This is a genomic window from Tabrizicola sp. T46 (assembly GCF_057219895.1).
In genome coordinates this window covers 907515-921031 of the sequence record NZ_JBXVVV010000001.1, presented here as the reverse complement: position 1 = coordinate 921031, position 13517 = coordinate 907515, and the positions used below count along the sequence as shown (strand labels likewise).

Annotated in this window: 10 protein-coding genes; all 10 read right to left on the bottom strand. The window is 65.6% G+C overall.

From position 1 onward, the window contains the following. Positions 1-44: 44 nt before the first annotated feature. The 10 genes from AC2D9V_RS04640 to araD all read right to left on the bottom strand — a co-directional run bounded on the left by AC2D9V_RS04640 (position 45) and on the right by araD (position 13510). The gene (locus AC2D9V_RS04640; protein ID WP_484712858.1) at positions 45-1742 is read right to left on the bottom strand and encodes a hypothetical protein; all 1698 of its coding nucleotides are present in this window, start codon (positions 1740-1742) and stop codon (positions 45-47) included. Between the two features lie 203 nt (positions 1743-1945). Next, complete coding sequence (gene urtE, locus AC2D9V_RS04635) at positions 1946-2641, bottom strand: urea ABC transporter ATP-binding subunit UrtE (RefSeq protein ID WP_484712857.1); 696 nt, start codon at positions 2639-2641, stop codon at positions 1946-1948. Continuing rightward, entirely contained in the window at positions 2641-3384 is a 744-nt protein-coding gene (urtD, locus tag AC2D9V_RS04630; protein WP_484712856.1) for an urea ABC transporter ATP-binding protein UrtD, read from the bottom strand. The genes urtE and urtD overlap by 1 nt, the downstream gene beginning before the upstream one ends. Continuing rightward, positions 3381-4613 (bottom strand): urea ABC transporter permease subunit UrtC, encoded by a 1233-nt coding sequence (gene urtC, locus AC2D9V_RS04625; RefSeq protein ID WP_484712855.1) that lies wholly within the window; start codon positions 4611-4613, stop codon positions 3381-3383. Before urtC ends, urtD begins: the two co-directional genes overlap by 4 nt. A 1-nt stretch (position 4614) precedes the next feature. Continuing rightward, positions 4615-6549, bottom strand: a complete 1935-nt coding sequence (urtB, locus tag AC2D9V_RS04620; RefSeq protein ID WP_484712854.1) for an urea ABC transporter permease subunit UrtB — start codon at positions 6547-6549, stop codon at positions 4615-4617. A gap of 101 nt (positions 6550-6650) precedes the next feature. After that, entirely contained in the window at positions 6651-7901 is a 1251-nt protein-coding gene (gene urtA, locus AC2D9V_RS04615) for an urea ABC transporter substrate-binding protein (RefSeq protein ID WP_484713407.1), read from the bottom strand. A 377-nt stretch (positions 7902-8278) separates the two neighbouring features. Then, positions 8279-9301 carry an aldose epimerase family protein gene (locus AC2D9V_RS04610; protein WP_484712853.1) on the bottom strand — a complete coding sequence of 341 codons (1023 nt, stop codon included), beginning with the start codon at positions 9299-9301 and terminating at the stop codon, positions 8279-8281. An 18-nt stretch (positions 9302-9319) separates the two neighbouring features. Next, complete coding sequence (locus tag AC2D9V_RS04605) at positions 9320-10828, bottom strand: aldehyde dehydrogenase (NADP(+)) (protein WP_484712852.1); 1509 nt, start codon at positions 10826-10828, stop codon at positions 9320-9322. Between the two features lie 13 nt (positions 10829-10841). After that, entirely contained in the window at positions 10842-11765 is a 924-nt protein-coding gene (locus tag AC2D9V_RS04600) for a Gfo/Idh/MocA family protein (RefSeq protein ID WP_484712851.1), read from the bottom strand. Beyond that, a complete protein-coding gene (gene araD, locus AC2D9V_RS04595; RefSeq protein WP_484712850.1) occupies positions 11765-13510 on the bottom strand; it encodes an L-arabinonate dehydratase in 1746 nt (581 codons plus the stop codon). The genes AC2D9V_RS04600 and araD overlap by 1 nt, the downstream gene beginning before the upstream one ends. Between the last annotated feature and the right edge of the window lie 7 nt (positions 13511-13517).

The following is a 13517-nucleotide window of genomic DNA, read 5'->3' as shown; positions in this document are numbered from 1 at the left end:
AACTCTCCCTTAAGCTGCTGAACCGGGTGTATCGTTCTTGGCAATCAGAAGGCGTAGCGGACAAAGACCATCGCGCTCAGCCAGTCTTTCTCGGTGCCGCCAAGGGCGTCGGTCACGGCCTGCCCGGGAACGGTGTAGGCGATGTGGCCATGCACGTAGACCTTGGGGCTGGCGAACCATTTCACCGTCACGTTCGCCTCGAAGCCGTATTCGTCGTCCTTCATGAATGTCAGCGCCGGATTGCCGCCGATGTTGTTCGTCTGGTCGGCGTAGAAGGCCCAGAGCTGCGGCACCAGCTCGACCTTGGGCGCAACGCGAAGCCGGCCCTGGATTCGGTGCGCGATCACGTTGGAATCCTGCACCACCTTGAAATGGTTTGCCCCCTGCACCCATTGCTCACCGTTGCCGCCCGACAGAAGCGGATCCCAACGCTCATAAGTCGTCGTCGCCGGATCATCGCCCGAGAAGTAGGACAGCCGGTAGCTAACCGCCGGGGTCCACTTGGCCTCGGCGAAGGAATATCCGATCTCGGCATAGCCAGCGCGGGCATCCATCGCGAAGTTGTCGTTGGTCTGTCGCGCCATCTCGGCCCCGCCGAAGAAGCCCGAAGTCCCGCCCGGCTGCGTATAGGTGAAGCGGAGGTCCCAGAGGTTCAGCCCTTCGCGCGTGCCTGCGATCCCGCCGGTGGGGCTGAAGTAGTTCTGGGTCGATTCCGGCACGGTCAGATAGCTTGCCCCCAGCAGGAGGCCCGGTCGCACGACAGACTCCACGTTCACCCCGGTAATGACCGTTTCGGTGTCAAGGATCGGCAGTTCGTCGGGATCGACGTAGAAGGCCTCGACCCGGGTGTTGTTCCAGCCAAGCTGGCCGAGGACCAGCAGGTCGGATGACCAGCGCGCATTGGCCTGAAGGGCGGCGCGTTCCTGCCCGTTGGCGGCGGTGTTGGCGATCAGGAAGGCGTTCGCAAGCGTGAACTTCTGGCGACCGGCGCTGAGGTTGAAGGTCAGGCGATTGCCGGAGGCATCGGTGGTACCGGTCACGAAGCCGACATAGGCATCCTCGACGCCGGTGAATGTCCGGGCATCATCCGTGAACAGTTCCTGCCCGCGCGAGGTCGAGGTGATCGCGCTGAGGCCGCCGTAAAGGTAGAGGCTGTCGGTCAGCGCGGTGATGCCGTAGAGGCCGTAATGCAGATAAGCCTCGCCCCACTGATCCCAGCCCGCCCCGGCAGGAGTGCCCGAGACCAGAGGGTTGCCCGCCAGCATCAGGTCGGGGCGACCGTACCAGGCGTTGTCGTTGGCGTAGTAAAGCGTCAGGACGTCAAGCTTGTAGCGAAGCACCGTGCCGTTCCGGTCGTAAAGCACCGGCAGATCGCCGCGATCGCCCGTCAGGAAGAAGCCCCGCTCGGTCTTCTGGTTGGCGTCGTCGGTCAGGGTGACGGTAACGGCAACGTCGATCCCCCCCGCGCTGCCGGGCGAAAGGTCATAGGTGACGTCGGCGATGGCCGGATTGCGCCGGGCGACGCCAATGGCCGCGTCGGCACGGTTGCGCGAAAAGGTCGAGCCGGGGAAGAGGGCGAGCGACCGGCGCACCGCATCGGCCACGCGGCTGTTCAGGGCTTCGTCAGGAGAAGGGTTGGCAATCGTGACGGTGACGGTGCCGACCGGTCGCTCATCGAAGGGGTTGCTGGCATAGGACTGTGCAAGGGCAGGCAGCGCCGTGGCAAGGAAAAGGGAGACCACGGCAGCCCAAAGGCGACCATGCGAGGCTCCACGCTTTCCGGCAGGACTCTGGTCAAGAGACTGGAGACGCATCTTTGTAACCCGGTGACGAAACTCACGCGGAAACAATGCGCCTTCCCAGGGCGGTCCTACAACGCAGAACCGGGCACGTCCGCCCAAGGCATTGCCCAAAATGGGCGCGAGGGGTTTGCGCCTCTGTGCGCCTAGACCGACACGGCGGCCTGCAGGGCGGCCTTGTCCATGGAACCGGCCTCACCCGCCAGCGACACGGTGCCCCGCTTGAACACATGCACCCGGTCGGCCAGCCGCCAGGCGAAGTCGAAGTATTGCTCGACCAGCACGATCGCCATGCCGCCCTGCGCCTTCAGGGCAGCCAGAACCTCGCCGATCTGCTGGATGATGTTGGGCTGGATGCCTTCGGTCGGCTCGTCCAGAAGCAGGACCTTCGGCCGCATGATCAATGCCCGGGCGATCGCCAGCTGCTGCTGTTGGCCGCCGGAAAGGTCACCGCCGCGCCGGTGCAGGAACTCCTTCAGGATCGGGAAGTAGGCATAGACCTCGTCCGGGATCCGGTGTTCGGATTTCGGCAGGACCGCGAAGGCGGTTTCCAGGTTTTCGCGCACCGACAGCAGCGGAAAGATCATCCGCCCCTGCGGCACGACGGAAAGGCCGCGCCGCGCCATTTCCTGCGCGGGCAGGACAGGCAGCACCTCACCGTCCAGCGTGACTGTCCCGCCTGAACGCGGATGGGTCCCGGCCAGCGCCTTCAGGAACGAGGTCTTGCCCACGCCGTTCGGCCCCATGATGCAGGTCACCTCACCCGCCTTCGCGGTGAAGTCGATGCCGTGCAGGATCTGGCTGCCGCCGTAGTGCAGGGTCAGTGCTTCCGTCGTCAGCATCAGCCGCGCCCCAGATAGACCGCGATCACTTGCGGATCGCGGGTGACGTGATCCAGCGAGCCCTCCGCCAGGACCGAGCCTTCGTGCAGGACCGTGACGCGGCAATTCAGGCGGCGGATGAACTCCATGTCATGCTCCACCACGACGACGGCGCGGGTCCTGGCAAGGTTCACCAGAAGCGTCGTCGTCAGTTCGCGCTCTGCCGGGGTCATCCCGGCAGCGGGTTCGTCGACAAGGAGAAGTCGCGGTTCCTGCGCCAGAAGCATGGCGATCTCCAGCCATTGCTTCTGGCCGTGGGAAAGCTCTCCCGACTTGCGGTGCAGGTGATCGGCAAGGCCAACTTCTTCGGCCAGTGCGCGCACGCGGGCCATGTCGGCGGGCTTCGGGCGCCAGAAGAGGACGGCCCAGGGGCTGCGGTTGGCCTTCAGCGCAAGGATCAGGTTCGCCTCGACCGTCTGGTCCTCGAACACCGTGGGGCGCTGGAACTTGCGGCCGATGCCTTCGCGGGCGATCCGCGCCTCGTTCATACCGATCAGCGGGACGGACCGTTCGCCAAAGGTGACCGTGCCCGTGTCGGGGCGGGTCTTGCCGGTGACGATGTCCATGAATGTGGTCTTGCCGGCACCGTTCGGCCCGATGATGGCACGGAGTTCCGCCGGGCCGATCTCGAAGGACAGGTTGTTGATCGCGCGGAAGCCGTCGAAGGTGACGGAGATGCCGGAAACTTCCAGAAGGGCGCTCATTTCCGCGCCTCCTGTTCCTGCAGGCTGCCGTCATCGGGGCCAAGTGGCGCGCCCTTGCGGTCGGGGGTGCCAATGCGCTGGAACCGGTCGAAGAGGCCGCCGATGCCCTTGGGCGCCAGCAGGGTGACGGCGACGAAGGCAAGGCCCAGGATCACCAGCCACCAGTCGACCCAGTTGAGGGAAACGGGGCCAAGGGGAATGTCCGGCAGGCGACCCGAGGTGAAAAGCGAGGAGAGAAGCGAGACGAAGGCCGCGCCGATGACCGCGCCGTAAAGCCGGCCGCGCCCGCCGATTGCGACCCAGACGGCCAGATAGATCGAGGCGATGGGGGCGAGTTCCGCCGGGTTGATGATTCCGGCCTGCGGGTAGTAGAGGACCCCGGCAAGCGCCGCGATCAGCGCGGTCAGGGTGAAGACGAACAGCTTGTAGACCTCGACCGGATAGCCAAGGAACCGCACCCGCGCCTCGTCATCGCGGATCGCGCGGATGACCGACCCGAACTTGCCCGAGACAACCCAGTTCAGCGCGAGGTAGCCAAGGGCGAGGGCAAGAGCCGAGGCCCAGAAGAACCAGATCGAGATCAGGTCCTGCGAAACCTCGCCCAGCCCGGGCAGGTTCTGCAGGCCGGAAAGCCCGTTGTTGCCGCGCAGCCCGCTGTCGTTCTGGAACAGGTAGAGGGCAAGGGCGAGGGTCATCGCTTGTGTCAGGATCGAAAGGTAGACGCCGGTGACACGGCTGCGGAAGGCAAGCCAGCCGAAGATGAGCGCAAGGAGGCCCGGCACAGCCAGCGCGAGGATCAGTTGCAGCGGCAGCGAATGGGCGAAGGACCAGATCACCGGCAGGTCGGATGACCCGACCACCCCGAATATCTGCGTGGCGATCCCGTTCTGGATCTCCTCAGGCGTCGGCGGCAGACCGCCCTGCGCCAGCGCCGCGACCACGATCTCTTCGGTCCGGGCATACATCAGCCACATCCCGATCATGTAGCCGCCAAGCGCGAAGAAGGCCATGTGACCCAGGCTCAGGATGCCCGCATAACCCCAGATCAGGTCCATCGCGAGGGCAACAAGGCATAGGCAGAGGGTCTTCCCCAGCGTCTTGACGAAGGAGGTGGAGATAAGGCCGGGGCCGTAAGCCTCTGACAGCAAGGTGACGACCAGCGTGAAGACCGCAAGGCAGGCGATGAAAATCAGCGCCGAGGGGTTCCGGGCAAAGAAGCTGCGGGTCATGTCAATCTCCCGCCGCGCGGCCACGCAGGGCGATGATCCCCCGCGGGCGGAACTGGATGAAGAGGATGATGAAGAGGATCATGTAGGTCTGCGCGGCAAGGGTGTTCGAAGGGTTCAGGAACTCGATCACCTTCTGCAGCGAGCCGATCATCGTGGCCCCGGCCAGCGTGCCCCAGACGTTGCCCACGCCGCCGACCACGACGGTCATGAAGGATTGGACGATGTAGTCCGCGCCCATCTCGGACGTGACCTTTGCATAAAGGCCGATGGCGACCCCCGCGATGCCCGCGATGCCGGACCCGAGGCCGAAGGTGAGCATGTTGATGCGGTCGGGGTTGATCCCCATGCTCGCCGCCATGGCCGGGTTCTGCGTGACGGCGCGGACCTCAAGGCCAAGGCGGGTTCGCTTCATCAGCCAGAGGAAGAAGCCAAGGAAGATCAGCGCCAGAACGAAGATCGCGATCCGGATGTAGCTGATCGAAACGACATCATTGAAGACCAGCGCCCCGTCCAGCCAGGACGGAGCGGTCAGCGGACGGGCCTGCGTGCCGAAGACGTTTTTCAGGATCTGCTGCAGCGCGATCGAGATGCCGAAGGTGGCGAGGAGGGTCTCAAGCGGGCGCTTGTATAGGTGGCGGATCACCAGACGCTCCATCGCCACGCCCGCGCCGAAAGTGACGGCGAAGGCCAGGGGCAGCGCAATCAGGATCGACAGCGTGTAATCCGGCACGAAAAGCTGGACGACAAAGCCGGTGTAGGCGCCCATGGTGATGAATTCGCCATGCGCCATGTTGATGACGCCCATGACCCCGAAGGTGATGGCAAGGCCGATGGCGGCCAGAAAGAAGATCGCGGCCAGCGACAGGGCATCAAGGCCAAGGTCGGCGGCCTGCATCAGGGCGACGTTGCGGTCGATCCTGGTTAGCGCGGCGCGGGCGGCGGATGTGACCGTGGGGTCAGCCTCGGTATACACCTCGTAGAAGCCATGGGCGGCGAGGGCGGCGGCTACCTCGTCGTCGGTGGCGGCGGTCGGCACGGTTCCGGCAACCTCAAGCGCCGTATAGGCCCGGTCGCGCGCTTCTTGCGAACTCAGCTCGGCCAGGGGAACCCCGCCGACCGTGCCGTTGACGACGTTGGCCACCAGGGCCGCGCGTTGCTCTTCCAGCGTCAGCCGGGCAGGCGCAAGGTTGGCGGCGACAAGAAGATCATAGGCCTCGGTTTCGGTCAGATCCTCGCCGGGAACCAGCGCGCGCGCGACATTGCCAGAAGGTTCCCCTGCAACGGCGATGCGGGTTGTTGCGACCAGGGGGTTCAGGGCCGCGCGGACATCAAGCGAGGTGTCGGACCCAAGGCTTTCAATGGCCGCGACGCGGGCGGCGGGGTCGGGATCGAAGCGCAGGGTCAGGAAACGCTCCAGCCGCTCCTTCTGTGCCTTAAGGGCCGGGTCAGCCTCGGTTTCAAGCGAGGCGCGCAGGGGTTCCAGGGCATCGGTGGTCGGGTCACGGGCGATGGTGGCCACCGCCTCGGCCCGCACGGCAGGGTCGGGGTCAGACAGGGTAAACTGCACAAGAGCCGTGGCAATCAGCCCGCGCACGCCGGCATTGGGCTTGAGTTCGGTCAGGTCGCCCTTTGCGGCAGTTCCGGCGACGGTGCCGTCGAGGTTGGTCAGGGCAAAGCCGTCGCCTTCGGGCTGGGCAAGAAACATCGCGCCATCCGCCTTGCGGATCACGAGGCGCTTGTCGGCCCAGGCGGCAAGAATGTCGTCGGCCATCGCATCGCCGCTGGCGGCCAGGGCGTCGATGACCGGGCCGATCGTCTGGCGCGAAGGTTTCTCGATCTGGGCGCGGTTTTCCTCGACGATCCGGGCTGCTTCCTGCGCGGCGGCCGGAAGCGGCAGAAGGCAAAGGGCCGCAAGCAGAAGGGCGGTCAGGCGCATTGGGCTTCCGGAAATGAAGGGAGATGAGGTGCCGGGCACGGGCGGGGGTCTTGCCCCCGCCCCCGCCCCCGATGAAAAGGGGCGGTGCCTGGTTGGTTGACCTAGTAGTTCGAGGTCAGCTGCACGCAGGTGTTGGTCTGCGTGTTGAACATGCCGCACTGCAGGTCGCGCCAGTTCGATTCCAGCACCGCCGATTCCGGCAGGAAGTCGGTCCAGGCGTCGCCGGGAACCGGCTCGGTCTGGCTGATGATGTCGAACTGGCCGTCGGCGCGGATTTCGCCGATCAGCACGGGCTTGGTGAGGTGGTGGTTCGGCAGCATCTCGGCGATGCCCCCGGTCAGGTTCGGGAACTTCTGGCCCCACATCTTTTCGCGCACGGCGTCGACATCGGTGGTCCCGGCCTCGGTCACCGCGTTCACCCACATGTTGAAGCCGATGTAATGGGCTTCCATCGGGTCGTTGGTGACGCGCGCGTCGTCCTTGATGAAGGCCTTCCAGGCCGCGATGAAGGCCGCGTTCTCCGGTGTGTCGGCCGACATGAAGTAGTTCCAGGCCGCAAGGTGACCGGCGAGGTTGGTGGTATCGAGGCCCGAAAGCTCTTCCTCGCCGACCGAGAAGGCGACGACAGGCAGCGTGTCGGCGGTGACACCGGCGGCGGCCAGTTCCTTGTAGAAACCGATGTTCGCATCGCCGTTGATCGTCGAGATCACGCCGACCTTCTTGCCGTCAGCACCAAGGGCCACCACGTCGGCCACGATCTTCGACCAGTCCGAATGGCCGAAGGGCGTGTAGTTGACGAAGATGTCTTCCTTGGCGATCCCCTTCTGCTGCAGATAGGCCTCAAGGATGTTGTTCGTGGTGCGCGGATAGACGTAGTCGGTCCCCAGAAGCGCGAACTTCTCGATCCCAAGCTCGTTGAGGTAATAGTCCACCGCCGGGATCGCCTGCTGGTTCGGCGCTGCCCCGGTGTAGAACACGTTCTTCGACGATTCCTCGCCCTCGTACTGGACGGGGTAGAAGAGCAGGCCGTTCAGTTCCTCGATCACCGGCAGCACCGACTTGCGGGACACGGAGGTCCAGCAGCCGAACATCACGTCGACGTTCGACACGGTCAGAAGCTCGCGCGCCTTTTCGGCGAAGAGCGGCCAGTCCGAGGCCGGGTCGACGACCACCGCCTCAAGCTGCTTGCCCAGAAGACCGCCCTTGGCGTTCTGCGCCTCGATCAGCATGAGCATGGTGTCTTTCAGGGTCGTCTCGGAAATCGCCATCGTGCCCGACAGCGAATGGAGCACACCGACCTTGATCGTTTCGGCCTGCGCAAAGGTTGCGCGGGGAAGGGCAAGGGCAGCCATGCCGGAAGCCAGAAGCGTGCGCCGTGACAGTCTCATCTTCACTCTCCTATAGGTCCCCCTGTGGCCGCCCGCACATGGCAGAGCAACCGGCCGCAGAGCAGCACGTTGTTGTTGGTTCGGGTGCAGGGGCGGCGGGCCTCTGCCTGCCTTGGGGCGGCACGCGCCGTGCAAGACACCGTTAGCTGAGCAGATTCGTCTCCCCGATCAACCCGATCGGGACCTGAAGACCTGCCAGTCCGAATTTCGGCGCGACTTGCACATATCTTCTGCGGTCTGACTTGCCGCAGCGCAGAAATGCAGCGCCCAGCGAACGGATATCTGGCCCCGCGAATGCCACGGCACGCCCCTGCTGACCAGGTTCCGATACGCGTGGCGGGTCAGGCAGGCGTAAAGTCCAGCCGCATCCGGTGAAGATAGCGGTCCCCGGGCGCCAGGCGTGGCGATGGAAAATGCGGCTTGTTGGGAGAATCGGGAAACCGCTGGGTTTCGACTGCGAAGCCCGCAAAGCGCCGGTATGTGGCACCGGCCTTGCCCGGTGCGCCCGCGAAATGCACGCCCGTGTAAAGCTGAACCCCGGGCTCGCTGGTGCTCAGCCGCAGGCAGCGGCCCGAGACGGGATCGGACGCGACGAGGCAGGGCCTGAGACCGTCCTTGCCCAACGGCTCCGAGAGGCAGAAGTTGTGGTCGAAAGCCCCGGCTCCGGGAAGCCTGTCACCGATGAGGCGCGGCTGGCGGAAGTCGAACGCCGTGCCCGCAACGCCCAGAACCTCGCCCGTCGGGATCTGCTCGGAATCCACTGGCAGGTAAAAGTCGGCCCCGATCTGCAGGCAGTGCCCCATCACATCCCCGCTGCCCTGTCCGGCAAGGTTGAAATACGCGTGGTTCACCATGTTGACGACCGTCGGCGCGTCGGTTGTCGCATCCATCTCGATCTCCATCCCGTCGTCGGTGATCTGGTAGGTCGCCCGCGCGCCAAGCGTGCCGGGATATCCCATCTCGCCATCCGGCGAGGTGGTCACGAAGGTTACATGGCGGTCGGAGTGGCTTTCGATCCGCCAGACTTTCAGGTCGAACCCCTCTGCCCCTCCGTGCAGGTGATTTGCGCCCTCGTTCCGGTCGACCTGCACCTGGCGCCCGTCCAGTATGAATCTGCCGCCCCCGATGCGGTTCGCATAGCGTCCGCAGACAGCGCCGACATACCGGCCATGCGCTTGCCAATCCGCCAGACTGTCGTGCCCCAGCACCACATCGGCCAAAACGCCGTTGCGGTCGGGAACCCAAAGCTCGGCCACCCGAGCGCCCCAGGTCAGAAGTGACAGATGGAGGCCCCGTGGGCCGGACAACGTGACCCGATGCACGTCCGCCCCGCCGATCTGTCCGATGCCGGCGACAGTCGCCATGCTTTTCTCCTCCGGCGGTTACCCGGCCCAGTCCCGCGGCAGCAGGGCGTCCGGCATGTTCTGGTAGGCAACCGGGCGCAGCCAGCGGCGGATCGACATCGTCCCGACCGAGGTCGCCCCGAAGTTGGTCGAAGCCGGATATGGCCCGCCATGGACCTGCGCATCCACCACCTCGACCCCGGTCGGAAAACCGTTGGCCAGCACCCGGCCCGCCTTGCGCTCCAGGACCGGCATCAGCGATCGGGCAAGGTCCATGTCAGGCTCGTCAAGGTGAAGAGTGCAGGTCAGCTGGCCCTGCAGGCTGCGGGCGATGTCCTGCATCTCGGCAGCATGGCGGACGCGGACAATCAGGCCCAGCGGGCCAAAGACCTCTTCGGCCAGCATGTGGTCGGCCAGCCAGTCAACGCCGGAGACTTCGAACAGATAGGGCGTCGCATTCCGCATATCGCAGGTGGTGGTCAGGACCGCGCGCACGCCCGTCCCGGCCGCAACCCGGTCTCGACCGGTGCGGAAGGCCTCGGCAATGCCATCGGTCAGCATGGTCTGCGCCCCGACCGCCCCGACCGCATCCTTTGCTGCGGCGACAAATGCGTCGGCGTCTGGGCCATCGATCACCACGGCGATCCCCGGATTGGTGCAGAACTGGCCCGCGCCAAGGGTCAGTGACCCGGCCCACCCTTTGGCGATGGCCTCCCCGCGCGCGGCAAGGGCTGCGGGCAGAAGGAACATCGGGTTGACCGAGCCAAGCTCGCCAAAGAAGGGGATCGGCTCGGGCCGCGCGGCACACAGGTCGAACAGTGCCCGGCCACCGGCAAGCGATCCGGTGAACCCCACAGCCCTGATGTGCGGATGCTGAACCAGCGCTTCGCCGACGTCGCGCTTGCCGCCCTGCACCAGCGAGAAGGTGCCCGCCGGCATGCTGGTAGCCCTGATCGCCGCGTCGATGGCCTGGGCCACGATCTCGCCGGTCCCCGGATGGGCCGAGTGACCCTTCACCACGACCGGACACCCGGCGGCAAGCGCGCTGGCCGTGTCGCCCCCGGCGGTGGAGAAGGCCAGCGGAAAGTTGGAGGCACCAAAGACGGCAACCGGGCCGATGGGGCGCTGGATCAACTTCAGGTCCGGGCGGGGCAGGGGCTGGCGGTCGGGCATGGCTGGGTCGTGCCGACGGTCAAGCCAGTCGTTCTTCAGGATATGGGCCGCGAAAAGACGCAGCTGCATCGTGGTGCGGCCGCGTTCGCCTTCCAGACGGGCGACGGGAAGGCCGGTTTCCTGCGTGCCGACCTCGGTAATCTCCGGCCCCCGCGCCTCGATCTCCTGGGCGATACGGATCAGGAAGGCCGCACGCTCGGCACGGGTCTTCGCGGCATAGGCCGGAAAGGCGGCCTCGGCGGCCTCGCAGGCGGCTGCGACATGCGCCGGCGTGCCGACCGGAAAGCGGTGCGAGGGTCCGTGGGCCGGGGAAGAGGCGAAGGTCTGATCGCTCTCGATCCAGTCCCCCGCGATCAGGTGCTTGCCGGTCAGCATGGAGGTCTCCCTGTCAGAAATCGAAGGCGTCCGTGATCACCCGCTCGCCCAGCGTCAGGGCATCTGCGACATGGACCATGGGGGCAAGGTCCACCTCCGATGCGCCGCTGCGGACCAGTTCGGCCATCCTCGCGTAAAGGGCAGGGTATTCGCCCATTATCGTATTCTCACCGCCTTGAGGCTTGCCGTCGATTTCCAGAAGGTTGCCCCCCATCCGAAGGGCCAGCGCGCCCCGGTCGGTGCTGACCTCGATATCCCAGGTCTGCGGCCCCTCCTGACGCCAGTCGAAGTCTGCTGTGACCTGGCCCGAGAAGGTCAGTTGCGCGGCGATGGGTGTCTGACGGTTCGCCGGAAACTCCAGCCGCGCCTTGGTCAGGTGCACGGACCGGGGCAGGATCTCGGTCAGGATGGAAAGCGCGTTGATGCCCGGATCGAAGACACCCATCCCGCCGGGCTCGAACACCCAGTCCTGGCCGGGGTGCCATTTCCGGACATCCTCGCGCCAGGTAATGTGTGCCTTCTTTACGGTCTTGTCCTTCAGCCAGGCTTTCGCCGGCGCTACAGAGTGGGCCATGCGGCTGTGCCAGGTTGCGTAAAGGCTCAGCCCCCTTTCGCGCGCCAGGGCTTCAAGGGCATGCACCTCGGCCAGCGTAGCGCCTGGCGGCTTTTCCAGCATCACATGCCGCCCGGCCACTAGTGCCGCCTCGGCATAATCGAAGCGCGGCACCGGCGGCAGGCAAAGCGAAACGACGGGGACGTCGGGCCGCTCGGCGAGGAAGGCGGCGAAGTCGGTGAAGGCGGGCACGCCCGGCACCTGTCCCTTGCGGCTGACCGTCGCGGCCAGTTCCCAGTCGGCCGAGGCGGCCAGCGCGGGGACATGCTGGTCGAGGGCGATCTTCCCGATCCCGACCAGCGCCACCTTCGTCTTCGTGGCCATCAGTGACTCTCCCGGCCGACCGCATTGCCACGGCAGCCGACGAGAAAGTCCATGTCCGCCCCCTTGTCCGCACCTTGCACATGGTCATGGTAAAGCTTGGCATAGCCGGACCCCGGCGGTTCCACCGCAGGTTTCCAGGCGGCAAGCCGGGCCTTCAGCTCCTCGTCCGGGATGTCCAGGTGCAGGCGGCGGTTCGGCACGTCAAGCTCGATTATGTCACCGTTCTTCACCACCGCCAGCGGCCCGCCGCGCGCAGCTTCGGGGCTGGTATGCAGGACCACCGTGCCATAGGCGGTGCCCGACATCCGCGCGTCACTGATACGGACCATGTCGGTGATCCCCTTGCGCAGGACCTTGGGCGGCAGACCCATGTTGCCGACCTCGGCCATTCCCGGATAGCCGCGCGGGCCGCAGTTCTTCAGGACCATCACGCAGGTCTCGTCGATATCCAGATCCTCGTCGTTGATCTTCGCCTTGTAGTCGTCGATGTCCTCGAACACCACCGCACGCCCCCGGTGCGTCATCAGCGCGGGCGTTGCGGCCGAGGGTTTCAGGACCGCCCCGTCGGGCGCGAGGTTGCCCTTGATCACCACGATCCCGCCCGACTGGGTCAACGCCTTTTCGGCAGGAAGGATGACGTCGTCGTTGTCGATGCGGGCGTCCTTCACCTCGTCCCAGATCGGCCCGCCCGACACGGTCAGCGCGTCCTTGTTCAGTAGCCCCGCCTCGCCGAGCCGCTTGAGGACAGCGGGCAGCCCGCCGGCATAGAAGAACTCTTCCATCAGGTATTTGCCCGAGGGCATCAGGTTGACGATGGTCGGCACGTTCCGTCCCCATTCGTCCCAGTCGTTGAGCGTGAGGTCGATCCCGCAGCGCCCCGCGATGGCAAGGATGTGGATCACCGCGTTGGTCGACCCGCCGATCGCCGCATTGGTGCGGATTGCGTTCTGAAAGGCTTCACGGGTCAGGATGTCGGACGGTTTCAGGTCGTCCTTCACCATCTGGACGATCCGTCGTCCCGTCAGCTGCGCCATTACGCGTCGGCGGCTATCCACCGCCGGGATCGCGGCATTGCCCGAAAGCGTCATCCCCAGCGCCTCGGCCATGCTTGCCATCGTCGAAGCCGTGCCCATGGTGTTGCACGACCCGGGGGAACGGGACATCGACGCTTCCGCCTCGACGAACTCTTCCGCCGTCATCTTGCCGGCCTTCACCGCTTCGCTGAACTTCCACAGATGCGTGCCCGACCCGACGCGCTCGCCCCGGAAATAGCCGTTCAGCATCGGCCCGCCAGAGACCATGATCGTCGGCAGGTCGACCGAGGCAGCCCCCATCAGAAGCGACGGTGTGGTCTTGTCGCAACCCACGATGCAGACGACGCCATCCATCTGCTGGCCGCGGATGGTTTCCTCGACCGCCATCGCGGCAAGGTTCCGGAACATCATTGCGGTGGGCCGGAAGCCGGACTCGCTGACGGAAAACACCGGAACGATGACCGGAAAGCCGCCAGCCTCGTAGACGCCGTGCTTCACCCTCTCGGCCAGGTCGCGGGAATGGGCGTTGCAGGGGTTGAGTTCCGAGAAGGTGTCCAGGATGCCGATCACCGGGCGCCCGTCGAAGAGGTCGGCGGGGAGGCCCTGGTTCTTCATCCAGCCGCGATGGTAGATGGCGTCCTTCGACATGCCACCGAACCATTCCTGCGACCTTAGCTTGCGGGGCCAGGGGGCGGGCTTGAACTTGGTCATCACTGGC

Excerpts from the sequence above, each read along its gene's own strand:
- urtE (WP_484712857.1), bottom strand. The coding sequence starts at position 2,641 with ATGCTGACGACGGAAGCACTGACCCTGCACTACGGCGGCAGCCAGATC.
- urtD (WP_484712856.1), bottom strand. The coding sequence starts at position 3,384 with ATGAGCGCCCTTCTGGAAGTTTCCGGCATCTCCGTCACCTTCGACGGC.
- urtC (WP_484712855.1), bottom strand. The coding sequence starts at position 4,613 with ATGACCCGCAGCTTCTTTGCCCGGAACCCCTCGGCGCTGATTTTCATC.
- urtB (WP_484712854.1), bottom strand. The coding sequence starts at position 6,549 with ATGCGCCTGACCGCCCTTCTGCTTGCGGCCCTTTGCCTTCTGCCGCTT.
- urtA (WP_484713407.1), bottom strand. The coding sequence starts at position 7,901 with ATGGCTGCCCTTGCCCTTCCCCGCGCAACCTTTGCGCAGGCCGAAACG.
- AC2D9V_RS04610 (WP_484712853.1), bottom strand. The coding sequence starts at position 9,301 with ATGGCGACTGTCGCCGGCATCGGACAGATCGGCGGGGCGGACGTGCAT.
- AC2D9V_RS04605 (WP_484712852.1), bottom strand. The coding sequence starts at position 10,828 with ATGCTGACCGGCAAGCACCTGATCGCGGGGGACTGGATCGAGAGCGAT.
- AC2D9V_RS04600 (WP_484712851.1), bottom strand. The coding sequence starts at position 11,765 with ATGGCCACGAAGACGAAGGTGGCGCTGGTCGGGATCGGGAAGATCGCC.
- araD (WP_484712850.1), bottom strand. The coding sequence starts at position 13,510 with ATGACCAAGTTCAAGCCCGCCCCCTGGCCCCGCAAGCTAAGGTCGCAG.